Consider the following 21840-nt stretch of genomic DNA (forward strand, 5'->3'; position numbering starts at 1 on the left):
GTCATGGGAATCCTCGAAGGCAAGCGCATCCTGGTCACCGGCGTCCTCACCGACGCCTCCATCGGCTTCCACGTCGCGCGGATCGCGCAGGAGCAGGGCGCCGAGGTGGTGCTGACCGCCTACCCGCGGCCGACCCTGACGCAGCGGACCGCCAAGCGGCTGCCGTCCGGCCCCGACGACCCGCCGCCGGTGCTGGAGCTCGACGTCACCGACGCCGACCAGCTCGGCGCCCTCGCCGGGAACCTGCGCGACTGCGGCTTCGACCGCCTCGACGGCGTGGTCCACGCGATCGGCTTCGCGCCGCAGACCGCGCTCGGCGGCAACTTCCTCGAGACGCCCTGGGAGGACGTCGCGACGGCCGTGCACGCCTCCACGTACTCGCTGAAGTCGCTGACGATGGCGTGCCTGCCGCTGATGAAGGACGGCGGCTCCGTCGTCGGCCTCGACTTCGACGCCACCAAGGCGTGGCCGGTGTACGACTGGATGGGCGTGGCGAAGGCCGGCCTGGAGTCGTGCGCCCGCTACCTGGCCAAGTACCTGGGCCCGCAGGGCATCCGGGTGAACCTCGTCGCCGCGGGGCCGCTCGCGACGATGGCGGCCAAGAGCATCCCCGGCTTCGAGGGCATGACGGACATGTGGCCGAAGGCGGCCCCGCTCGGCTGGGACATCAAGGACAGCGAGCCCACGGCCCGCGCCTGCGCGGCGCTGCTGTCGGACTGGTTCCCCGCGACGACGGGCGAGATCGTCCACGTCGACGGCGGCCTGCACTCCATCGGCGCCGCGTCCGCGTGACGCCCGGCGGGCCGCGGCGACCCGCGGCCCGCGGCCCGCGGAACCCTCAGCGCGCCTCGCGGCGGCGGCGGAGGGCGCGGCCCGCGACGCTGATGTGGAGCGCGCCCACGGCCCCGGCGGCCCCGGCCGCGGCGGCGACCAGCAGCATCTGGCCGTTGTCCTGGCCGGACGCGGCGACGGGGGAGATGAGCCGGGTCTGCGGCACGGCGGCCGTCCCGCCGGACGCGTTCGCGTAGGCGTTCGGGTCGGCCGCGATCTCCGGCGTGGGAAGCACGCCGGGAAGCCCCGGCGCGGTGACCGGGGCCTGCCCCTTGTACGGCTTGAGGCCTCCGGGCCCCGTCATCGGGGCGGGCCCGGACGCGGCCCCCTGCCCGCCGCTCGGCGCCGAGGCCGGCTTGCGCGCCTTGACGGGCGCCTTGGCAGGCGTCCGCGTCTTCTTGGTGGACTTCTCCGGAACCGGCTTCGCGGTCTTCGACGGCGTCGGCGTCGGCGTGGGCTTCGGGGTGAGCCCCTCGCGCAGGTTGCCGAGGTTGCACTTCCAGTTCTCGATCGTGCTCTGGGGATCGACGCCCTTCTTGCACGTCTCCGCCTCGGCCGCCGGCGCGGAGAGGACGACGACGAGCGCCCCCGCCGAGACCGCCGCCGACGCCGTACCGAGCCGCCTGAGCCGCTGGGGCATGTCGTTCCTCCACCTGCTGTCCCTGACCCTTGTTGACATCGTGTCCCATACGGGGTCGTCCGTAAACCGCGACACGGGGGTTTCTTTACCCGTCAGTACCTCACTGGGCCACCAGCCGAGCGAGCCTGGTGCGCCGCGCCGGGGCCCCGTCCTCGCGGACGGCCCTGGCCAGCGCGGGTCCGGCCGCCTGCACGACGGACAGGTGGCGGCGCGCGAGGCCGAACGCGGTGGCCACCAGCGGCCGCGACAGGCCGTCCGCCGCCAGCACCGCGACCACGCCGGGACGCCGGGTCCCGCGCGCGAGCGCCACCGGCACCGCCCAGCCGTGCCGCAGCCGGGACGCGTCCGCCGGGGCGACGACCGCGGCGCCGCCCGGGAAGTCGACCTCCAGTCCGTGCGGGCCGCCGCCGGTCACCACGCCCGTCTCGCCGAGCGGGGCCTGCGGGAGGGGCGCGGCGACGACCACGCGGTCGCCGGGGTCCATGCCGCCGAACGCGCCGGGGCCGGGGTTCAGGCGGGCCTTGAGCGCGGTGTTGAGGGCGCCGGCGCCCGCGTCCCCGCCCGCCGCCGGGGCGACGACCTGGACGTCCTCGACGGGGATGCCGAGCGCGCGCGGGATCGAGTCGGTGACGAGCTGGACGGCCCGGTGCACCGCCTCCCCGGCGCCCTCGGCGGGCACGATCACGACCTCGCGGCCGGGGGCGTCCACGGCGGCCAGCTCGCCGCCGCGCACCGCCTCGGTCAGCTCGCCGACGGGGCCGGACGGCGGCTCGGCGTCCAGCTCCACCACGGGCACGGTCTCCGACGCCTCCAGGTCGTCCAGCGGCCGGCCGGGCCCGGCGGGCGGCGCGGCGCCCGGCTCGCAGCACAGCACGAGGTGGGCGCCGTCCGGGCACGCCTCGGTCAGCACCGCGCACAGCTCGACGTCGAGCGCCGCGCCGTCCGCCACGATGACCAGGTCGAGCTCGAAGGGCCGCTGCTCGCCGCGCCCGTAGACGACGGCCCCGGGCGCGGCCGACGGGTCCTCCCGCGGCTCCAGCAGCCGGTGCAGGCTGGTGACCTCGACGCCCTCCGCGGCCCCGCCGGGAAGGGCGGCGGCGAGATCGGCGGCGGCACGGTCGGTGGGCGCCGCCACCGCGGTCCGGACGCCCTGCGACGCGGCGGCGGAGGCGATCGCGGCGACCGTGCGGGCGAGGCCGTCCGGCGCGCCGCGCAGGATGCTCACGCCGGTGCGCAGCGCGGCGGTGAGGGCGAGGGAGCGGTCTTCGGGGAGCCCGTCGCGCAGGCCCTTCAGGGCCGCGTCGTCCAGCAGCGGCGCCGCGGTGAGCGTCAGGCGCTGGAAGCCCTCGGCCGCCGCCTCCTCGGCGAGCGCCCACCGCGCCGGGCCGAGCGTCTCCTCCGGCTCCGGCGGCTCGGCGTCCTCCTCGAACGCCTCCTCGTCGAACTCGGGCTCCTCGGTGAGCGACAGCACCTCCGCCTCGTCCAGCGCCGCCTCGACGGCGCGCCGGGGGTCGGGGAAGCGCAGGCGCTCCAGCGCGGACAGCACGTCGGCGGCGGGCGTGACCGTGTGGCCCTGGCGCGCCGCCTCCGTCAGCAGGTGCAGGACGAGGGCGCCGCCGCGGCGGGGGTCGTCGGGGCGGGCGCCGTCGCCGAGGACGGCGCGGGCGAAGTGGTCGGCCTGACCGGGGCGGACGCCGGGGACGCTCAGCAGCCGCCACGGGTCGTCGCGCAGCCGCCCGGCGGCGCCCGGTCCGAGCCGCGCCGCGGCCCGGGCGGCGAGGGCCGCGGGCACGCCCGTCTCGGCGAACAGCTCGGCGAGGGCGCGCAGGCCCTCCTCCGGGGTGCGTCCGGGCTCGGGCGCCGGCGCGGGTGCGGGCGCGGAGTCGGGGGCGTCTCTCTCGACGAGCGCTCCGGCGGCGGCCTCGGCGGCGCGGATGGCGGCCTCGGCGCGGGCCTTGCGCTCGGCGGGGGAGGGCGTCTGGTCAGGGGTGTCGGTCACGGGCTTCCCGTCACGGCTGATCGCGGTTGGCGGTGGACCGTCCAGAGCGTGCCACGGACGGCCCCGGGCTTCACGGATGAATCGCGCACGGACGCGTCACGGGTGGGAGGTCGTGTCCGAGACGTCGGAGACGTCGTCGAGCGCGCCGCGGATCTCGTTCGGCAGCGTGACCTCCTCGCTCTCCAGGATCGCGCGGAGCTGCGCGGCGGTCCGGGCGCCGACGATCGGCGCCGCGACGCCCTCCCGGTCGCGGACCCACGCCAGCGCCACGGCGAGCGGGGAGCACCCGAGGCCCTCGGCGGCGGTCACCACCGACTCCACGATGCGGGCGCACTCCTCGTCCAGGTACGGCTGGACGAACTCGGCGAAGTGCGGGGCGGCGGCGCGCGACCCGGCGGGGATGCCCGTGCGGTACTTGCCGGTGAGGACGCCCCGGCCGAGCGGGGACCACGGCAGCAGGCCCGCCCCGGCGTCCAGGGCGGCGGGCACGACCTCCCGCTCGATGTCGCGGCTCAGCAGCGAGTACTCCAGCTGCGCGGACACGATGGGCGCGCGGCCCGGCCATGCGCGCTGCCAGGCGGCGGCCTTGGCGACCTGCCAGCCGGCGTAGTTGGAGACCCCGACGTAGCGGGCCCTGCCGGACGCGACCGCCTCGTCCAGCGCCGACAGCGTCTCCTCCAGGGGCGTGGCCGGGTCGTAGACGTTCAGCTGCCACAGGTCGACGTGGTCCAGGTCCATGCGGTCGAGGGAGGCGTCGAGCGCGCGCAGCAGGTGCCTGCGGGATCCGTCGTAGCGCCCGTTCGGCCGGATGGCGGCCTTGGTCGCGACGACGAGGTCGTCGCGGTCGACCAGCTCGCGCAGCAGGTGGCCGAGGATGCGCTCGCTGTCGCCGTCGCTGTAGACGTCGGCGGTGTCGACCAGGGTCCCCCCCGCCTCCACGAACGCGGTGAGCTGGGCCGCCGCCTCGTTCGGGTCGGTGTCCTGGCCCCAGGTCATGGTGCCGAGGCCCAGCCGGGACACCAGCAGCCCGCTCCGCCCGAGGTGACGCTCCTTCATAGGCGGTCAATCTAGCGGTCCGCGCAGGCCGCGCGGAAAGCGAGCGGCGGCTCCGGCGGGACGCGCCCGCGGCGTGAAGATCCTGGTGAGATCTATTGCGGCCGGCTCCCGCCGGGCTAGAGTTCGCAGCCATGGCGCCACCCCCGTTCTCGATGTACTCGCCGAAGACGCCGGAGGGCGATGGCGGGCCGAGCGTGGCGCCGGTGTTCGGCGCCGGCCCCGGCGACGACCCCGGCTACCTCGCCTCGCTGCGCGCCGGCACCGAGCTCGGCCGGATGCGCCTGATGATGCTGGCGCTGCTGGCCGCCCCCGTGCTGATCCTGGCGATCATGCCGCTGATCGTCGAGGACGGCCGCCGCGACGCACCGCCGTGGATCCACCTCCCGCTCGCGGCGGCCGCGCTGCTGGCCCTGCTCGCCGGACCCCGCGCGCCGCGCCCGATGGAGCCGGGCGCCGAGCCGGGCGCGGCGGCGCTGACCGCGCTGATGATGTTCCGGCAGGCGGTCCTGCTGCGGTTCGCGCTGGCCGAGGGCGTGATCCTGCTCGGTCTGCCGCTGGCGATGGTGGCCCACAGCGAGCTCGTCTTCGTCGTCGGGTTCGTCCTCGGCTACCCGCTGCTGGTGTGGCTGGCGCTGCCCACGCGCTCCGGCGTGGAGCGGATGCGCCGGCGCCTGGAGGCGCGGGGCGCCGAGTCGCACCTGTGGGCGGTGCTGCTCGCCGCGCCGCCGTCGCCCCACGTCATGGACGGCTAGAGCCAGCCGCTCTTGCGCAGTCGGCGGAACAGCAGCACGCACACGACGGCCATGACCGCGATGACGAGCGGGTAGCCGATCGTCCAGTGCAGCTCGGGCATGTGGTCGAAGTTCATGCCGTAGATCCCGGCGATCGCGGTGGGCACGGCGATGATCGCGGCCCACGCGGAGATCTTCCGCATGTCCTCGTTCTGCCGCTTGCCGAGCAGCGCCAGGTGCGCGGTCAGCACGCTGTTGAGCAGTTCGTTGTGGGAGTCGACCTGCCCGTCGACGCGCAGCAGGTGGTCCAGGACGTCGCGGAAGTACTCGCGGGTGGAGCCGCACTCGGCGACGCGGCCCTTCACGATCTCCTGGAGGACGGGCACGAGCGGGTCCTCGGCGCTGCGGAACTCCAGCACCTCCCGCTTGAGCGAGTAGATGTCGGCGGTGACGTCCCGGGCGTTCGGGTCGAACACGGCCCGTTCCAGCCCGATGATGTCGACCTCGACCTCGTGGGCGACGACGCCGTACCGGTCGACGACCTCGTCGCACACCGCGTACAGGACCGCGGTGGCGCCGTGCCCGAGCAGCTCCGGGCTCTCCTCCAGCCGCTTGCGGACCGGCCCGAGCGGGTTGCCGGCGCCGTGCCGGACGGTCACCACGAAGTCCCGGCCGAGGAAGACCATGATCTCGCCGACCTCGATGTCGGAGGTCTTGTCGATGTAGGCGAGGGTCTTCAGCACCACGAACAGCGTGTCGTCGTAGCGCTCCATCTTGGGCCGCTGGTGCGCGGACACCGCGTCCTCGGCCGCCAGGGGGTGCAGGTTCAGCTCGTCCTTGACCAGCTCGAACTCGTCCTCGTCGGGTTCGAAGAGGCCGATCCACAAGAAGCAGTCGCCGTCCTCCCGGGCGAGGTCGAACGCGTCGCTGATGTCGCCCTCGATGTCGCGGCGCTTGCCGCCGGCGTAGATGGCCTTGTCGACGATCACGCCACGCATTGTCGCGCATCCGGGGCGTCGGGGCGTTCCGGTGATCTCCTAGAGTGGCCGGTGTGACGACGCTTCTCCTGGTTCGGCATGGCCTGACCGCGATGACCGGCCCCGTGCTGGCCGGATGGACGCCCGGCGTGCGCCTGGACGAGCGCGGCCGCGCGCAGGCGGCCGCGCTCGCCGCCCGCCTGGCGCCGCTGCCGCTCGCCGCCGTCGTGTCCAGCCCCCTCGAACGCTGCGCCGAGACCGCGGAGGCCATCGTCGCGGCGCGGGCCGAGCCCGCCGGGAAGATCGAGACCGACGAGCGGTTCGGCGAGGTCCGCTACGGCGACTGGACGGGGCGCCCCCTCAAGGAGCTGGCGGAGGAGCCGCTCTGGCGCGTCGTGCAGGCGCACCCGAGCGCCGCCCGGTTCCCCGGCGAGGCGGGGGAGGCGCTGGCGGACGCGCAGCACCGCGCCGTCGCCGCCGTCCGCGACTGGAACGAGCGGATCGCCGCCGCGCACGGGCCGGACGCGCTCTACGCGGTGTGCAGCCACGGCGACATCATCAAGTCCGTGGTCGCCGACGCCCTCGGCCTCCACCTGGACCAGTTCCAGCGCATCCAGGCCGACCCGGCCTCGCTCACCGTGATCCGGTACACCGAGACGCGCCCGTTCGTCGTGCGGCTCAACGACACCGGAGGCGACGTCGCCGGCCTGGTCCCGGAACCGCCGGAGGAACGTTCCGGGAAAGCCGGACTCGGGTCGAGTGACGCGGTCGTCGGCGGCGGCGCGTAGGGTCATTGGCATGCCCGTCATCTCCTACGACCCGCCGGAGCGCTTCGTCGCCGGCGCCGTCGGGCGCCCCGGCGACCGCGCCTTCTACCTGCAGGCGCGCTCGGGCCGCCGCGTCACCAGCGTCGGACTGGAGAAGTTCCAGGTGACGCTGCTGGCCGAGCGGCTCGAGGAGCTGCTGGACGAGGTCCTGCGGCGCAGCGGCGGGGAGGCGGCCGTGCCCGCGGTCGCCCCGTCCGAGCTCAAGGACGACGGCCCCCTCGACCAGCCCGTCGAGGAGGAGTTCAAGGTCGGCACGATGGCGCTGGCCTGGGACCCCGAGGACGAGCAGGTGGTGATCGAGGCCCAGGAGGTCACCGAGTCCGACGAGGAGCCGGAGGTCGGCGAGGACGACCCGGCCGTCGCGGTGCTCCGGGTGCGGATCAGCGCGGCGCAGGCCCGCGCGTTCGCCGAGCGCGCCCTGCAGGTGGTGGCGGCCGGGCGGCCGCCGTGCCCGCTGTGCGGCCTGCCGCTCGACAGCGAGGGGCACGTGTGCCCCCGCCAGAACGGGTACCTCGGCTGAGATGACACCCCGCTGTGCTGGATCATGGACGACGTGGCCGGGAGAATGAGCGCATGACGCAGTCCTCGCGCGGGCGGGCGCCCGCCGGCGACGCAGGCGGACGGGCCGGGGCCGGGCGCCCGGTCCCGCCGCGCGACGCGGACGCCGCCGAGCGGCTGCTGTCGGCCGGGCGCATCGCCGTGGAGGGCCGGCTCGTCCAGGCTTCGAACGCCACCCTCTACTGCTCGATCGAGCACGACGGGGCGACGGCCAACTGCGTCTACAAGCCGGTCGCGGGGGAGCGGCCCCTGTGGGACTTCCCCGACGGCACGCTCGCCGAGCGGGAGGTCGCCGCCTACGAGGTCTCCAAGGCCATGGGCTGGAACACCGTCCCGCCCACCGTCCACCGCGACGGCCCGTACGGGCCCGGCATGGTGCAGCTGTGGGTGGAGCCCGACCCCGACATCGACCTCGTCGCGCTGTCCCGCTCCGACGACGAGGCCGTCCGCCGGATGGCGGTCTTCGACGCCGTCGTCAACAACGCCGACCGCAAGATCGGCCATCTGCTGCCGCCCGGCGACGGCCACGTGTACGGCTGCGACCACGGCGTCTGCTTCTCCACCGAGTACAAGCTCCGCACCGTCCTGTGGCAGTGGCGCGGCAAGCCCCTCACCGCCGAGGCCGTCGACGCGCTCGGCCGGGTCCACGCCGAGCTGCGCGGCGCCCTCGGCGCGCGGCTGGCCGAGCTGCTCACGGCCGAGGAGGTCGACGCCACCCGGCGCCGCGTCGAGCTGATGCTCAAGCACCGCATCCACCCCTACCCGCCCGAGGACTGGCCCGCCATCCCCTGGCCGCCGCTGTAGGTCGGCCCCGCCGGGTGCGGCATTTCCGGGAAATGCTCCAATTAGGGCATGTGCACGGCGATCATCAGTGTCGACCCCGCCTCCCCCGTCCCGGTGCTCCTCGCGGGCGTGCGCGACGAGTTCGTCGCCCGCGCCTGGGAGCCGCCCGGCCGGCACTGGCCGGACCGCCCAGGCCTCCTCGGCGGCCGCGACCTGCGCGCGGGCGGTACCTGGCTGGCGGTGGACCCCGGCGCCCCGCGGGTCGCCGTCGTGCTGAACGGCCGCGGCCGGGCGGCGCCCGAGGCGGGCCGCGTCTCGCGCGGCGAACTGCCGCTGCGGGTCGCCGCCGACGGCAAGCTCGGCCTGCCCGACCTCGCCGCCTTCGACCCGTTCCATCTCGTCGGCGCCGAACCCGACCGGGTCCGGCTGTGGAGCTGGGACGGCGCGGCCCTCACCGAGCGGGACCTCGGCCCCGGCCTGCACATGATCGTCAACAGCGGGCTGGAGGGTGAGGGCCAGCTCGAGGGCGAGACCGAGGACGCCTACATGGCCGCGCGGCTCGCGCACTTCCGGCCGCTCCTGGCCGCCGCGCCGCGCCCCGAGCCGAGCCCCGGGGACCCCGTGGAGCGGGCCTGGGGCGCGTGGCTGCCGCTGGTGAACGGCGCCGGGCTGCCCCGCGCCGACCACCGCGCCCTGCTCCCCCTGCTCGACCTGGGCGACGGCCGGGTGTGGGGCACCACCTCCGTCAGCCTCGTCGCGCTGGGCCGGACCGGCGTCCGGTACGACTTCTCCGCCACCCCGGGGGACGGGCGGGCCTGGACCCGCGTCCGCTGAGGGGCGGCGGCCGGGACCGCGGCCCCGGACCTCTTGCCGGCTCCGCCTGCGGGACGTGACGCTCGGTGCTAGTTTGACTACCTGATGCGATCTTCGTCGGAGCGGGGCCGCCCGCGCAGGGTCATCGGCGGACGGGGAGTGCGGATGGCGGCGGTGGCGCGGCGCGCGGCGCCCACGACCGGGTACCGGGCCCGCGTGCCCGGGCGGGCGGCGGCCGCGGCGGCGGCGCGATGAGCAGTTGCGCCGAGGTGGAGACCCGCCGGCGCAGGACGGCGCCGGACGGGGCCCGGCCCGTGGCGGGCCGCACCCCGTGCCAGCTCGCGTGGGCCCGGTTCCGCCGCGACCGGTTCGCGGTCGCGGCGCTCGCCGTCCTGGCGCTGATCCTGGCGTTCGCCGCGCTGGCGCCGCTGTGGGCGCACCTGACCGGCCACCCCTACGACGCGACCTTCCCGGAGACCGGGCTGGACGCCGGAGGGCAGCCGCGCGGACCGGGCGGCCGCTTCCCCCTCGGCGCCGACCAGCTCGGCCGCGACGTCCTCGTCCGCGCCGCCTACGGCGCGCGGATCTCGCTGGCCGTCGGCATCCTGTCGGCCCTGCTCGCGTCCGCCGCCGGGACCGCGGTGGGGACCCTCGCCGGGTTCGCGGGCGGCCTCGTCGACGGCGTGCTCGCCCGGCTCATGGACATGCTGCTCGCCCTGCCGTACCTGCTGGTGGCCATCATGCTGGCCACCACGTTCCAGATCGGCTCGGTCGCCGCCGGCCTGACCATGACGATCCTGATGATCGCGTTCTTCTCGTTCGCGGCGGTCGCCCGGGTGATCCGCGGCCAGGTGATCATGATCCGGAGGCGGGAGTTCATCGAGGCGGCCCGCGCCCTCGGCGCCTCCGACGTCCGGATCATGTTCGGCGAGATCCTGCCGAACCTGTCCGCGCAGATCACCGTGCTGACCTCGCTGCTGATCCCGGCCTCGATCGTCTTCGAGGCGACGCTGTCGTTCCTCGGCGTCGGGGTGCGCCCGCCGATGCCGAGCTGGGGGTCGATGCTCGGTGAGGGAGGCGACGTGTTCCAGACCGCCTGGTGGCTGCTCGCCGTCCCGGGCGTCCTGCTGCTGCTGACCACGCTGGCGTTCAACGTGCTCGGCGAGGGCGTCCGCGACGCGTTCGACCCGCGCGGCGACCGCGTCCCCGGGGGGCGGTGAGGCGCGTGGCGCGGTTCGTCCTCCGCCGGCTGCTGTACGCGGTCGTGGTGCTGTGGCTGGTGGCCACCCTGGTGTTCGTCTTCCTGCACGTCTCGCCCGTCCCGGTGGAGCGCGTCATCGGCGGGCCGCGCGCCACCGCGGACACCCTCGGCCAGATCCGCCGCAACCTCGGGCTGGACCGCCCCGTCCTCGTCCAGTACTGGCGGTTCGCCGCGCGGCTGCTGCGCGGGGACCTCGGCGACTCCTACATCAACGGCATGCCGGTCACCACCCTGATCGGCGAGCGCCTCCCCACGACGCTGCTCCTGGTGGCGGGCGCCGCGATCCTGTGGTTCGCCGGCGGCGTCCTGCTCGGCGTCCTCAGCGCGGTGCGGGCGCGCGGCCTGTGGGACCGGGCCGCGACCGTGCTCGTGCTGGTCGGCCTGTCCACCCCGCCGTTCGTGATGGCGCTCGTGCTGCTGCAGGTGGCCTCCGCCGGGTTCGGCCGGGGCGCCGTCCACCTCTTCGAGGCCGGGCCGCCCCTGCAGGAGCACTTCCTGCGGCGGATGGTCCTGCCGTGGATCGCGCTGGCGTTCCTCATGATCGCCACCTACACGCGCCTCACCCGCGGGGCGATGCTGGACGTGCTCGGCGAGGACTACGTCCGCACGGCGCGGGCCAAGGGCCTGCCGGAGCGCCGCGTCGTCGGCCGGCACGGGCTGCGCACGGCGCTGACCCCGGTCGTCACCCAGCTCGGCATCGACCTCGGCGCCCTGATCGGCTCCACGGTCGTCACCGAGAAGGTGTTCGGGCTGCAGGGGGTGGGCCAGCTCGTCTACCAGTCCATCGCGCTCGGCGACACCCCGGTCATCATCGGGGTGACGCTGCTGGTGACGTCGTCCGTGGTCGCCGCGAACCTGCTGGTCGACATCGGCTACTCGGTGCTGGACCCGCGCGTCCGGCTGGGCTGAGGGGCGCCGGGCGGGCCGTCCGGTCGGATGCCGCGATCTCGGATTCATGCCGCGAAGTGCGCATGGATAAGCTTTCCGTATGCGATCGTGGCCCGCCTCCGAAGTCCCCCGCCTGTCCGATGCGGGACTGCCCGCCGCGACCCGGCCTCTGAGCCTGCACGACACCGGGACGGGGACGACGCGCCCCACCTCGCCCGGCGACACCGCCCGGATGTACGTGTGCGGGATCACCCCGTACGACGCGACGCATCTGGGCCATGCCAACACGTACCTGGCCTTCGACCTGGTCAACCGGGTGTGGCGGGATCTCGGCCATCAGGTCTGCTACGTCCAGAACGCCACCGACGTCGACGACCCCCTTCTGGAACGTGCCCGGCAGACGGGCGAGGACTGGCGCGATCTGGCCGACCGGGAGATCCAGCTCTTCCGCGACGACATGACCGCGCTGCGCGTGCTGCCGCCCGACCGGTACATCGGCGCGGTCGAGGCGATCCCTATGATCATCGAGATGATCGAGAAGCTGCGCGGCCGGGACGCCGCCTACGAGGTGGCCGGCGACGTCTACTTCCCGATCGCCTCCGACCCGGCCTTCGGGCAGGTCAGCCGGCTCACGCGGGAGGAGATGGGCCCGCTGTTCGCCGAGCGCGGCGGCGACCCCGGCCGGCCCGGCAAGCGCGACCCGCTCGACGCGCTGCTGTGGATGGCGCGGCGGCCTGGCGAGCCCGGCTGGGACTCGCCGTTCGGGGAGGGCCGCCCCGGCTGGCACGTGGAGTGCTCGGCGATCTCCATCGAGTACCTCGGCATGGGGTTCGACGTGGAGGGCGGCGGCTCGGACCTGGCGTTCCCGCACCACGAGATGGGCGCCTCGCACGCGCAGGTCGCCACGGGGGAGCGTCCCCACGCCCGCGCCTACGTGCACGCCGGCATGGTCGGCCTGGACGGCGAGAAGATGTCCAAGTCGCGCGGCAACCTCGTGTTCGTCTCGAAGCTCCGGCGGTCCGGCGCCGACCCGATGGCGATCCGGCTGGCGCTGCTGGCCCACCACTACCGCTCGGACTGGGAGTGGACGCCGGCCGAGCTCGACAAGGCGGCGGCGCGCCTCGGCCGCTGGCGGGCCGCGGCGGCGCGCCCGTCCGGTCCGCCCGCCGCCCCGCTGGCCGCCGCGGTCCGCGAGAGCCTGGCCGACGACCTCGACGCGCCGGCCGCGCTGGCGGCCGTCGACGCCTGGGCGGCCGCCGACGGCGCCGACGAGGCCGCGCCGGCCCAGGCCGCCGCCGTCGTCGACGCCCTCCTCGGCGTCGATCTCTGACCGGCCGGGCCCGCCCGGCCCTCGGCCGCGGCGGTCCCTGCCGATCCCGGCACGGCGCGGCCGGTGAGCCCCGCGCGTCACAGCAGGCCCGCGAGCCTGTACAGCACCAGCGAGCCGGCCACCGCGACGTTCAGGCTGCTGCCGGCGCCCACCATGGGGATCTCCACGGCCAGGTCGAGCAGGTCGAGCGCCTCGGCGGGGATGCCGGACTGCTCGTGGCCCAGCACCGCCACCGTCCGGGTGCGCGCGGCGGGCAGGTCCGCGAGCCGCACGGCCTCGTCGGCCAGCTCGACGCCGACGACCCGGCTCCCGGACGCCCGCTGCCGCTCCAGCCAGCCGAGCGGGTCGCCCACCCAGTGGACGCAGGCGGGGCGGCGCAGCGTGTTGCCCCGGGCGAGGGCCTCGGGCACCCAGGGGAAGCGGGGGACGGCCATGCACGCGCCCACCGCGTCGCAGGTCCGCAGGAGCGTCCCGAGATTGGCGCCGTGCAGCGGCCACAGCGGCGCGACGAGGAGATGGTCCCAGCAGGTGTGGGAGCGGCGGCGCCGCTGGCGCCGGAGCTCGCGGGGCGGGCGGACGCGGATCGCCGCCTGGCGGGGGCTCACCGGCCCCGGGCGCTACCGCCCTCCGAGGGAGATGACGTCATGTCGGGCGCACTTCGCGGCGTGCGCGGGCCATCGACGGGGAATCGACGTGATCGAGTCTAGCCCCCGCCGCGGCCCTCAGCCCGGATCGCGGCGGCGCAGGTAGCGCTCGAACTCGCGGGCGATGGCGTCGCCGCTGGCCTCCGGCAGCTCGGTGGCGTCCTTCTGCTCCTCCAGGGTGCGGACGTACTCGGCGACCTCCGAGTCCTCCTCGGCGAGCTCGTTGACGCCGTGCTCCCAGGCGCGGGCCTCCTCGGGCAGCTCGCCGAGCGGGACGGTGACGTCGAGGAGGTCCTCGACGCGGCGCAGCAGGGCGAGGGTGGCCTTGGGGGACGGCGGCTGGGCGACGTAGTGCGGGACGGCCGCCCACAGGGAGACGGTGTCGAGGTCGGCCTTGGCGCAGGCGTCCTGGAGCACGCCGAGGATGCCGGTCGGCCCCTCGTAGCGGGCCGGCTCCAGGTTCAGGGTGTTGACCAGGCCGGCCTCGGAGGCGGCGCCGGTGACCGGCACCGGGCGGGTGTGGGGGGCGTCGGCGAGCAGCGCGCCGAGGAGCACGACGTTGCGGACCTCGAGCTCCAGCATCAGTCCGACCAGCTCGCGGCAGAACGACCGCCACCGCATGTTGGGCTCGATCCCGTGCAGCAGCACGACGTCCTTGCCGTTCGGGAGCCGCGCCCACGACACGCGGGTCGTCGGCCAGGTGATGCCGCGGGTCTCGCCGTCGGTCATCTCGACGATGGGGCGGGTGACCTGGAAGTCGTAGTAGTCGTCCGGGTCGAGCTCGGCGATGGGCACCGCCTCCCACGTCGACTCCAGATGCGCGATCACCCCGCTGGCGGCCTCCCCGGCGTCGTTCCACCCCTCAAAGGCGGCCACGACCACCGGATCGACGAGTTCCGGCACGCTTTCGAGTTCGACCACGCGCTGCCTCCTTCCGACGCCCAGGTACAGCGTCACCGACGGGGGCCGTCATTCCCGGGGGTCGGGGGCCCCGCTCATGATCGGTGGCTGTCAGCCTACGTCCTGACGGTGACCTACCCCACCCCTCCGGAGGCCAGACCCCGCCGTGTACGCCCGCGGCGGAACCCGGGTCACGATCGGGTCACTTGCCGCGGGGGGTGGTGTGCACGATCAGCACGTCGCAGGGGGCGCGGTGGGACAGGTTCGCCGGGACGGACCCGAGGATGCGGCCCGCGAGGCTGTTGAGGCCCCGGTTGCCGATCACCATGAGGTCCACGGGGCGCTCCTTCGCCAGCTTCGACAGCACGTCCACGGCGTCGCCCTCGACGGCCTCCTGCTCGATGTCGGTGGCGCCGGCGGCGACGGCCCGCTCCCGCGCGGCGCGCAGCGCGTCGTCGGCGGGGGTGGACCCCTGCACCTTGTAGGCCAGGTCGCCCAGCCGGTCGGCGGCGGTGGCGCGCTCGCGCTCCGGCATGGGGCTGTAGGCGGAGGCGAGCAGGAGGGTGGCGCCCGTGGCGGCGGCCAGCTGCGCGGCCCTGTCGACCGCGCGGAACGAGGAGTCAGAGCCGTCGGTGCCGACGAGGATGATGCGGTACGCGCTCATGCCGTTCCTTACCCGTTAGTAGTCACTGGTGGCACGCTATCGGTCCGGTGACCCATCCGTCACCGTCTCTTTGCACACCCCGTCCAAGAGGCGCGGGCCCGCCTGGAGCGCGGACGGCCCGGAGTGTCCGGTGATCACCCGGATAGGGTGGTTCTCCGGTTCGTGCGACATGTGAGGAGAGCTGTGACTGCTGGGGGCCCGCAGGCCGTGCTGTTCGACATGGACGGCCTGCTCATCGACTCCGAGCGCGTCTGGCTCGAGGTCGAGTCGGAGGTCATGGCCTGGCTCGGCGGCGAGTGGAGCCCCGCCCACCAGGAGCGCCTGGTCGGCGGCTCCCTCTACCTCGCCGTCGACTACATGCTGGAGCTGACCGGGGCCGACGCCCCCCGCGAGGAGGTCGGCCGGCGGATGCTGGACGGCATGGTCGAGCGGCTCGGCGCGTGCGTCCCGATGATGCCCGGCGCCAAGGACCTGCTCGCCGAGGTCCGCGCCGCCGGGGTGACGGCGGCCCTGGTGTCCTCCAGCCACCGGCGGCTGATCGAGCCGGTGCTGGACGCCGTCGGCCGCGAGCACTTCGCGCTCAGCGTCGCCGGTGACGAGGTCGCCCGGACCAAGCCGCACCCCGAGCCCTACCTGACCGCCGCCGCCCGGCTCGGCGCCGACCCGGCCCGCTGCGTGGTGCTGGAGGACTCCCCGAACGGCGTCGCGGCGGCCGAGGCGGCGGGCTGCGTCACCGTCGCCGTCCCCGGCGTCCTGCCGATCCCGCCCGCGCCGGGACGGACGGTGGTCGCCTCGCTGCTCGAGGTGGACCTGGAGCGGCTGCGCTCCCTGGTCGTGTGACACTCGCCGGTCGCGTGACGAGTGCGGCGGCGCGTCCGCCGTCCGACCGCGGCACCTCACGGCGCGGCGCCGCGCGGGCCTGATACCCGCGGGGCGGTACCCCGGGGGGCGGCCCCTAGGGGAGGGTCCCGCCGGGGGAGGAGACCGGTCCGGCCGCAAACCGTCCGCCGGGAGGAGCAGAACCGGCATTCCACGTGTGACGATGGAGAGAGCACCGACACACGGAGTGAGGGGCCGGCATGAGCGACGCAGCCATTTTCGCGATCAGTCTCGGGGTGACCCTGGTCGGGCTGGTGATCAGCTGGGGCGCCTACCGCCGCCGGGGCGCGGCCAGCGGGCTGCGCGGCGCGGCCCTGTCCCTGGTGCCGCTCGCGGCGGCGATGACGGGCGTGACCGAGTTCTTCGTCGACCTGGCGTTCAGCCCGGTGAAGTGGGCGGGCGTCGCCGTGGGCGGCCTGGCCGTGCTGCTCTACCTGGCCTCCGGCGCGATGCTGAGCAGGCGCGGGGACGCCGGCGGCGGCAAGGCCGCGGGAGGCGGGGAGGGGCACCGCTCCGCCGGGCGCGGCGGCAAGCCGAGGCGCGGCGTCGAGGGGCCCGCGCCGGGCGGGGGAGACCCGGAGCTGGCGGAGATCGAGAAGATCCTCCGCGACCGCGGCATCTCCTGAGACCGCGGCCCCCGCACGCGACGTGACGGCGGGCCGGGACGTCCCGATCGCGGGCGTTCCGGCCCGCCGTTTCTGTGCGTCCGGGGCCTGACCTGCGGACGATCAGTCTCAGAACGGACTCAGTACGGTAAAGCTTGTCGTTCCGGACCCCCCTGGCGTTGCGGGGCCACTCGTGGCTGAACGTACTATTCGGGCGATTTGTCCGAAGTGGCGTACGGGCGCGTGTTTGCCAGATGACGACGAGATCACAAGTCAGATACGGGTACTTCCGAAGTACGTCTCACGGATGGACAGTCGTGCCCGAAGGACTACGTTTCCCTTCAGCAAACGCGGCGTAACGGGCACGGGGGCAGCGGATGATCTCCGCGACCGCCGGTCACTCGCCGGCGGCAGGCAGAACCAGTGGCCGGACGGTAGGAGGTAACGAGCGTGGCCGCACCCATAGAGGTGACCGGGTCCGACAGCGAGGCGCAGCCGGAAGCGGTACTTGTCGGCGTCGACAAGAAGAAGATCCAGGGACGCTCCCTCGGGCAGATCGCCTGGATGCGGCTCAAGCGGGACAAGGTCGCTCTCACCGGCGCGGTCATCGTCTTCGTGCTCATCCTGATCGCGATCTTCGGTCCGTTCTTCGTGCAGAACCCGCTGACGTACCACCAGAACCTGATCGACCCGACCTACAACCGGCCGAAGGGCGGCATCTGGCACACGGGCATCAGCGGCGACCACCTGCTCGGCGTGGAGCCCGGCACCGGCCGCGACCTGCTGGCCCGCATCGTGCACGGAGCCCGGATCTCGCTCCTGGTGTCCTTCCTGGCCACCCTGCTGTCGGTGGTCATCGGGACCGTCATGGGCATCACCGCCGGCTACTTCGGCGGCTGGGTCGACTACCTGATCAGCCGGGCCATGGACGCCTTCCTGGCCTTCCCCCTGCTGCTGTTCGCGATCGCGCTGGTGGGCGTCGTCTCCGACGGCGCGTTCGGCATGAACGGCAACGGGCTGCGGATCTCCGTGCTGGTCGTGGTGATCGGCTTCTTCAACTGGCCCTACATCGGCCGCATCATCCGCGGCCAGACGCTGTCGCTGCGCGAGCGCGAGTTCGTCGACGCCGCCCGCAGCCTGGGAGCCCGCAACTCCTACGTGCTCTTCAAAGAGGTCCTGCCGAACCTGGTCGCCCCGATCCTGGTCTACTCGACCCTGCTGATCCCGACCAACATCCTGTTCGAGGCGGCGCTGTCGTTCCTCGGCGTCGGAGTGATCCCGCCGACGCCGTCCTGGGGCGCCATGCTGACGCTCGCGGTGCCGATCTACTCCTCGGACCCGGCCTACATGATCATCCCCGGTATGGCCATCTTCATCACCGTCCTCGCCTTCAACCTCTTCGGTGACGGGCTGCGGGACGCTCTCGACCCTCGGGCCAAGTGACTCGGGTTCAACCGACCCGTCTAATTGAAGGGGTGCGCCTGCACATGAACAAGATGAGACCATTTGCGGTCTTCGCGGCCGGTGTGGTCGCGGCCGCAGGGCTCGCCGCCTGCGGCGGCGGTGAATCCGGAGGCTCGGGGAGCGGCCCCGGGTACAACGCCGGCGTGAACGAGGTCGTCAACAAGTCGGACAAGAAGGGCGGCACGCTCAAGCTGGCCGACTCCGACGACTGGGACTCGCCGGACCCCGGCAACACCTACTACGCGTTCTCCCAGAACTTCGCCCGCCTCTACGGCCGCGGTCTGACCACGGCCAAGGCGGCGGCGGGCAAGGAGAGCCTCGAGATCGTCCCTGACCTGGCCACCGACATGGGCCAGCCCAGCGACGGCGGCAAGACCTGGACGTACAAGCTGCGGACCGGCGTCAAGTACGACGACGGCACCACGGTCACGTCCAAGGACGTCAAGTACGCGATCGAGCGCAGCAACTACACCAAGGAGCTGCAGCTCGGGCCGAAGTACTTCAAGCAGTACCTCGTCGACAACAAGCCCGCCTACAAGGGCCCGTACGAGGACAAGAGCGACGAGGGTCTGAAGTCGATCGAGACCCCCGACGACCAGACGATCATCTTCCACCTGAACGAGCCGTTCCAGGAGTTCGACTACCTGGTCTCGATGTCGCAGTCCATCCCTGTGCCGAAGGCCAAGGACACCGGCACGAAGTACGAGACCTCGATCGTCTCCAGCGGTCCGTACAAGATCGACAACTACACGCGCGGCAAGTCGATGTCGCTGTCGCGCAACCCGAACTGGAACCAGAGCACCGACCCGCTCCGCAAGGCGCTGCCGGACAAGATCGAAGTCCAGATCAAGCAGAACGCCGATGACATCGACCAGCGGCTGCTCGCCGGCTCGCTGGACATGGACATCACCGGCGTCGGCGTCCAGGCGGGGACCCAGCCGAAGGTGCTGACCCCCGAGCAGAAGCCGTACGTGGACAACCCGATCCAGGGCTTCCTGCGGTTCATGTCGCTGAACGTGAACGTCAAGCCGCTCGACAACATCCACTGCCGCATGGCCGTGCAGTACGCGACCGACAAGGTCGCCGCGCAGACCGCCTACGGAGGCCCGCTGGCCGGCGGCGACGTCGCCACCACCGTGCTCCCCCCGTCGGTGGACGGCTACACCAAGTTCGACCTGTACCCGCAGAAGCAGGCCGAGGGCGGCGGGCTCGACCAGGCCACGCTCGCCAAGGCCAAGTCGGAGCTGCAGGCGTGCGGCAAGCCGAACGGCTTCACGAGCAAGATCTCGGCGCGGTCGGACCGGCCGAAGGAAGTCGCGATGGCCGAGGCGATCCAGCAGAGCCTCGCCAAGGTCGGCATCAAGGTCAGCATCGTCCAGTTCCCGGCCGGCGACTACTTCAACAAGTACGTCGGCGTGCCGAAGTACGTGCACGACCACGAGATCGGCATGATGATCATGGCGTGGGCGGCCGACTGGCCGACCGGGTACGGCTTCCTGTCGCAGATCGTGCACGGTTCGGCGATCAAGCCGTCCGGCGGCAACAACCTCGCCGAGCTCAACGACCCGAAGGTCAACAAGGGTCTCGACGACGCGATCTCCACGCAGGACAAGGCCGCTCGCACGAAGATGTACGGCGAGGTCGACAAGGCGGTCATGGGGACCGCCGCCGAGGTCCCGCTGATCTACGCCAAGGCCCTGATGTACCGGCCGAAGCGCGTGACGAACGCGGGCATCACGTACTACTACGGCGGAATGTACGACTACCTGAACATGGGCGTGGAGTGACACTCCGCTTCGTCCGTGCGTACAGCTGAAGGCAGGTGAAGGCGACGCCCGCCGGCCGGTCCGGGACCCACAGGTCCCGCCGGCCGGCGGGTCGGGCCGAGCATTGTGTTCGCATATCTCATCCGGCGCCTCATCGGTGCCGTCGTCATGTTGCTGCTGGTCAGCATGGTGACCTTCGGCATCTTCTTCTGGCTGCCCAAGATCGCCGGTCAGACGACCGACCAGATCGCGGCGTCCTACGTGGGCAAGGCGCCGACCGCCGAGGCCATCCAGGACACCAAGGAGCGGCTCGGCCTCGACAAGCCGGTCGTGGTGCAGTACGGCAACTACGTCAAGGCCATCGTGGTCGGCAAGGACTACAAGGCCGGCCCCGTGACCGACCACTGCCCGGCGCCGTGCCTCGGCTACTCGTTCCGCAGCAGCCAGCCGGTGCTGGAGACGCTGATCGACCGGGCCCCGGCGACCCTGTCGCTGTCACTCGGCGCCGCCGTGGTCTGGCTCATCAGCGGCATCGCCACCGGGGTGGTGTCGGCGCTGCGCAGAGGCTCGGTCTGGGACCGGGGGGCGATGATCATCGCCCTGGCCGGCGTGTCCCTGCCGATCTACTTCACCGGCCTGGTCTCCCTCGCGCTGTTCTCCTACAGCCTCAAGATCTTCCCAGGCGGCGGCAGCTACGTTCCGCTCACCTCCAATCCGGTGACCTGGTTCCAGTCGCTGGTGCTGCCCTGGATCACGCTGGCGTTCCTCTACGCCGCGATGTACGCGCGGCTCACCAGAGCGGGCATGCTTGAGACGATGAACGAGGACTACATCCGCACCGCCCGCGCCAAGGGCCTGCCGGAGAAGACCGTCGTCACCAAGCACGCGCTGCGCGCCTCGCTGACGCCGATCCTCACGATCTTCGGTCTCGACATCGGGCTGCTGCTCGGCGGCGCCGTGCTGACCGAGAACACCTTCGGCATCCCGGGGCTGGGCCAGCTGGCGATCAGTTCGATCAGGGGCGGCGACCTGCCCATGGTGCTCGGCGTGACGCTGCTCACGGCGACGTCCATCATCGTGATCAACCTGATCGTCGACATGCTGTACGCGATCGTCGACCCGAGAGTGAGGCTTGGCTGATGACCGGCACCGCGCCCGCCGCGGACACCGCGGGCACCGGCGAGGCCCCGAGCGCGTTCCTCGAGGTCCGCGACCTCAAGATCCACTTCCCGACCGACGACGGCCTGGTCAAGTCCGTCGACGGCCTGTCGTTCCAGCTGGAGCGGGGCCGCACGCTCGGGATCGTGGGCGAGTCGGGCTCCGGCAAGAGCGTGACCAGCCTCGGCATCCTCGGCCTGCACAACCGGCGCAACGCCGACGTGTCCGGGGAGATCTGGCTGAACGGCAAGGAGATCGTCGGCGCCTCGCAGAACGAGGTGCGCCGGCTCCGCGGCCGCGAGATGGCCATGATCTTCCAGGACCCGCTGTCCTCGATGCACCCCTTCTACACGATCGGCCACCAGATCATCGAGGCCTACCGGGTGCACAACGACGTGTCCAAGGCGGTGGCCCGCAAGCACGCCATCGACATGCTCGGCAAGGTCGGCATCCCCAAGCCGGACCGGCGGGTGGACGACTACCCGCACCAGTTCTCCGGCGGCATGCGCCAGCGCGCGATGATCGCGATGGCGCTGTCCTGCGACCCCGAGCTGCTGATCGCCGACGAGCCGACCACGGCGCTGGACGTGACCGTCCAGGCGCAGATCCTCGACCTCATCCGCGACCTGCAGCAGGAGTTCAACTCCGCGGTCATCATGATCACCCACGACCTCGGGGTGGTCGCGGAGCTGTCGGACGACATCCTGGTGATGTACGCGGGCCGCGCCGTGGAGTACGCCTCCGTCGACGACGCCTTCCACCGGCCGCTGCACCCCTACACCTGGGGGCTGCTCGGCTCGATGCCGCGTCTGGACCGGGAGCGCTCGGAGCGGCTGATGCCGATCGAGGGGTCGCCGCCCAGCCTGATCAACGTGCCGTCGGGGTGCGCGTTCCATCCGCGCTGCCCTTACAGTGACCTCAACGGTGACAAGAGCACGACCGAGCGGCCCGAGCTGGTCGAGGTCGAGCCCGGCCACAAGGCGGCGTGCCATCTCCCGCTGGAGAAGAAGCGGCAGATCTGGAACGACGAGATCCGGCCGAAGCTGTGACGAGCACGGGTGGGAAC

23 protein-coding genes are annotated in these 21840 nt (G+C 73.2%); 16 read left to right on the forward strand and 7 right to left on the reverse strand.

Going from position 1 to position 21840, the window contains the following annotated elements; translation table 11 throughout:
* The first annotated feature begins 3 nt into the window (after positions 1-3).
* Entirely contained in the window at positions 4-792 is a 789-nt protein-coding gene (gene fabI / locus K4S16_RS08070) for an enoyl-ACP reductase FabI (protein WP_149258237.1), read from the forward strand.
* A gap of 46 nt (positions 793-838) precedes the next feature.
* On the opposite strand, the gene K4S16_RS08075 is transcribed toward fabI, so the two are convergent.
* From K4S16_RS08075 to K4S16_RS08085, 3 genes are all read right to left on the reverse strand, one after another.
* Positions 839-1471, reverse strand: coding sequence for a hypothetical protein (locus K4S16_RS08075; protein WP_149258238.1), 633 nt, complete (start codon positions 1469-1471; stop codon positions 839-841).
* Positions 1472-1571: 100 nt separating this feature from the next.
* Positions 1572-3470, reverse strand: coding sequence for a helix-hairpin-helix domain-containing protein (locus K4S16_RS08080; protein ID WP_235036648.1), 1899 nt, complete (start codon positions 3468-3470; stop codon positions 1572-1574).
* A 96-nt stretch (positions 3471-3566) separates the two neighbouring features.
* Positions 3567-4526, reverse strand: a complete 960-nt coding sequence (locus tag K4S16_RS08085; protein ID WP_149258239.1) for an aldo/keto reductase — start codon at positions 4524-4526, stop codon at positions 3567-3569.
* Positions 4527-4657: 131 nt separating this feature from the next.
* Here K4S16_RS08085 and K4S16_RS08090 point away from each other — a divergent pair, with 131 nt between their 5' ends.
* Complete coding sequence (locus K4S16_RS08090; RefSeq protein WP_235036649.1) at positions 4658-5278, forward strand: hypothetical protein; 621 nt, start codon at positions 4658-4660, stop codon at positions 5276-5278.
* On the opposite strand, the gene corA is transcribed toward K4S16_RS08090, so the two are convergent.
* Positions 5275-6246, reverse strand: a complete 972-nt coding sequence (gene corA / locus K4S16_RS08095) for a magnesium/cobalt transporter CorA (protein WP_149258240.1) — start codon at positions 6244-6246, stop codon at positions 5275-5277. The two genes, K4S16_RS08090 and corA, sit on opposite strands and share 4 nt — an antisense overlap.
* 62 nt (positions 6247-6308) lie before the next feature.
* Here corA and K4S16_RS08100 point away from each other — a divergent pair, with 62 nt between their 5' ends.
* The 8 genes from K4S16_RS08100 (at position 6309) to mshC (ending at position 12694) form a co-directional block, all read left to right on the forward strand.
* The gene (locus tag K4S16_RS08100) at positions 6309-7022 is read left to right on the forward strand and encodes an MSMEG_4193 family putative phosphomutase (protein ID WP_149258241.1); all 714 of its coding nucleotides are present in this window, start codon (positions 6309-6311) and stop codon (positions 7020-7022) included.
* A gap of 10 nt (positions 7023-7032) precedes the next feature.
* Positions 7033-7581 (forward strand): DUF3090 domain-containing protein, encoded by a 549-nt coding sequence (locus K4S16_RS08105; protein ID WP_149258242.1) that lies wholly within the window; start codon positions 7033-7035, stop codon positions 7579-7581.
* A gap of 53 nt (positions 7582-7634) precedes the next feature.
* Positions 7635-8423: an SCO1664 family protein gene (locus K4S16_RS08110; RefSeq protein ID WP_149258243.1), complete on the forward strand. Its 789-nt coding sequence runs from the start codon at positions 7635-7637 to the stop codon at positions 8421-8423.
* Between the two features lie 48 nt (positions 8424-8471).
* Complete coding sequence (locus tag K4S16_RS08115) at positions 8472-9236, forward strand: NRDE family protein (protein ID WP_149258244.1); 765 nt, start codon at positions 8472-8474, stop codon at positions 9234-9236.
* Between the two features lie 84 nt (positions 9237-9320).
* Complete coding sequence (locus tag K4S16_RS44260; RefSeq protein ID WP_160160868.1) at positions 9321-9470, forward strand: hypothetical protein; 150 nt, start codon at positions 9321-9323, stop codon at positions 9468-9470.
* Positions 9467-10435 carry an ABC transporter permease gene (locus tag K4S16_RS08120; RefSeq protein WP_149258245.1) on the forward strand — a complete coding sequence of 323 codons (969 nt, stop codon included), beginning with the start codon at positions 9467-9469 and terminating at the stop codon, positions 10433-10435. Before K4S16_RS44260 ends, K4S16_RS08120 begins: the two co-directional genes overlap by 4 nt.
* Before the next feature lie 5 nt (positions 10436-10440).
* Complete coding sequence (locus K4S16_RS08125; RefSeq protein WP_149258246.1) at positions 10441-11385, forward strand: ABC transporter permease; 945 nt, start codon at positions 10441-10443, stop codon at positions 11383-11385.
* 79 nt (positions 11386-11464) lie between these two features.
* Positions 11465-12694 carry a cysteine--1-D-myo-inosityl 2-amino-2-deoxy-alpha-D-glucopyranoside ligase gene (gene mshC, locus K4S16_RS08130; RefSeq protein WP_149258247.1) on the forward strand — a complete coding sequence of 410 codons (1230 nt, stop codon included), beginning with the start codon at positions 11465-11467 and terminating at the stop codon, positions 12692-12694.
* Between the two features lie 77 nt (positions 12695-12771).
* On the opposite strand, the gene K4S16_RS08135 is transcribed toward mshC, so the two are convergent.
* The 3 genes from K4S16_RS08135 to K4S16_RS08145 form a co-directional block, all read right to left on the reverse strand.
* Positions 12772-13299, reverse strand: a complete 528-nt coding sequence (locus K4S16_RS08135) for a TrmH family RNA methyltransferase (RefSeq protein ID WP_149258248.1) — start codon at positions 13297-13299, stop codon at positions 12772-12774.
* A gap of 117 nt (positions 13300-13416) precedes the next feature.
* Positions 13417-14259: a PAC2 family protein gene (locus tag K4S16_RS08140; RefSeq protein ID WP_149258249.1), complete on the reverse strand. Its 843-nt coding sequence runs from the start codon at positions 14257-14259 to the stop codon at positions 13417-13419.
* 181 nt (positions 14260-14440) lie between these two features.
* The gene (locus K4S16_RS08145) at positions 14441-14902 is read right to left on the reverse strand and encodes a universal stress protein (RefSeq protein WP_149258250.1); all 462 of its coding nucleotides are present in this window, start codon (positions 14900-14902) and stop codon (positions 14441-14443) included.
* 183 nt (positions 14903-15085) lie between these two features.
* Between K4S16_RS08145 and K4S16_RS08150 the strand changes: the two genes are divergently transcribed.
* From K4S16_RS08150 to K4S16_RS08175, 6 genes are all read left to right on the forward strand, one after another.
* Complete coding sequence (locus K4S16_RS08150; protein ID WP_235036651.1) at positions 15086-15742, forward strand: HAD family phosphatase; 657 nt, start codon at positions 15086-15088, stop codon at positions 15740-15742.
* A 239-nt stretch (positions 15743-15981) separates the two neighbouring features.
* Positions 15982-16407, forward strand: coding sequence for a hypothetical protein (locus K4S16_RS08155; protein WP_149258251.1), 426 nt, complete (start codon positions 15982-15984; stop codon positions 16405-16407).
* 429 nt (positions 16408-16836) lie between these two features.
* Complete coding sequence (locus K4S16_RS08160) at positions 16837-17829, forward strand: ABC transporter permease (RefSeq protein WP_149258252.1); 993 nt, start codon at positions 16837-16839, stop codon at positions 17827-17829.
* 53 nt (positions 17830-17882) lie between these two features.
* Positions 17883-19637: an ABC transporter substrate-binding protein gene (locus K4S16_RS08165; protein ID WP_149258253.1), complete on the forward strand. Its 1755-nt coding sequence runs from the start codon at positions 17883-17885 to the stop codon at positions 19635-19637.
* A gap of 105 nt (positions 19638-19742) precedes the next feature.
* Positions 19743-20756 carry an ABC transporter permease gene (locus tag K4S16_RS08170; RefSeq protein ID WP_149258254.1) on the forward strand — a complete coding sequence of 338 codons (1014 nt, stop codon included), beginning with the start codon at positions 19743-19745 and terminating at the stop codon, positions 20754-20756.
* On the forward strand, positions 20756-21823 hold the full coding sequence (locus K4S16_RS08175) for an ABC transporter ATP-binding protein (RefSeq protein WP_149258255.1): 1068 nt from the start codon (positions 20756-20758) through the stop codon (positions 21821-21823). The genes K4S16_RS08170 and K4S16_RS08175 overlap by 1 nt, the downstream gene beginning before the upstream one ends.
* The last annotated feature ends 17 nt before the right edge of the window (positions 21824-21840 follow it).

Source organism: Actinomadura sp. K4S16 (assembly GCF_008327685.1).
In the GTDB taxonomy this organism is placed as follows: Bacteria; Actinomycetota; Actinomycetes; order Streptosporangiales; family Streptosporangiaceae; genus Spirillospora.

Excerpts from the sequence above, each read along its gene's own strand:
- fabI (WP_149258237.1), top strand. The coding sequence starts at position 4 with ATGGGAATCCTCGAAGGCAAGCGCATCCTGGTCACCGGCGTCCTCACC.
- K4S16_RS08075 (WP_149258238.1), bottom strand. The coding sequence starts at position 1,471 with ATGCCCCAGCGGCTCAGGCGGCTCGGTACGGCGTCGGCGGCGGTCTCG.
- K4S16_RS08085 (WP_149258239.1), bottom strand. The coding sequence starts at position 4,526 with ATGAAGGAGCGTCACCTCGGGCGGAGCGGGCTGCTGGTGTCCCGGCTG.
- K4S16_RS08090 (WP_235036649.1), top strand. The coding sequence starts at position 4,658 with ATGGCGCCACCCCCGTTCTCGATGTACTCGCCGAAGACGCCGGAGGGC.
- K4S16_RS08105 (WP_149258242.1), top strand. The coding sequence starts at position 7,033 with ATGCCCGTCATCTCCTACGACCCGCCGGAGCGCTTCGTCGCCGGCGCC.
- K4S16_RS08110 (WP_149258243.1), top strand. The coding sequence starts at position 7,635 with ATGACGCAGTCCTCGCGCGGGCGGGCGCCCGCCGGCGACGCAGGCGGA.
- K4S16_RS08115 (WP_149258244.1), top strand. The coding sequence starts at position 8,472 with ATGTGCACGGCGATCATCAGTGTCGACCCCGCCTCCCCCGTCCCGGTG.
- K4S16_RS44260 (WP_160160868.1), top strand. The coding sequence starts at position 9,321 with ATGCGATCTTCGTCGGAGCGGGGCCGCCCGCGCAGGGTCATCGGCGGA.
- K4S16_RS08120 (WP_149258245.1), top strand. The coding sequence starts at position 9,467 with ATGAGCAGTTGCGCCGAGGTGGAGACCCGCCGGCGCAGGACGGCGCCG.
- mshC (WP_149258247.1), top strand. The coding sequence starts at position 11,465 with ATGCGATCGTGGCCCGCCTCCGAAGTCCCCCGCCTGTCCGATGCGGGA.
- K4S16_RS08145 (WP_149258250.1), bottom strand. The coding sequence starts at position 14,902 with ATGAGCGCGTACCGCATCATCCTCGTCGGCACCGACGGCTCTGACTCC.
- K4S16_RS08155 (WP_149258251.1), top strand. The coding sequence starts at position 15,982 with ATGAGCGACGCAGCCATTTTCGCGATCAGTCTCGGGGTGACCCTGGTC.
- K4S16_RS08165 (WP_149258253.1), top strand. The coding sequence starts at position 17,883 with ATGAGACCATTTGCGGTCTTCGCGGCCGGTGTGGTCGCGGCCGCAGGG.
- K4S16_RS08175 (WP_149258255.1), top strand. The coding sequence starts at position 20,756 with ATGACCGGCACCGCGCCCGCCGCGGACACCGCGGGCACCGGCGAGGCC.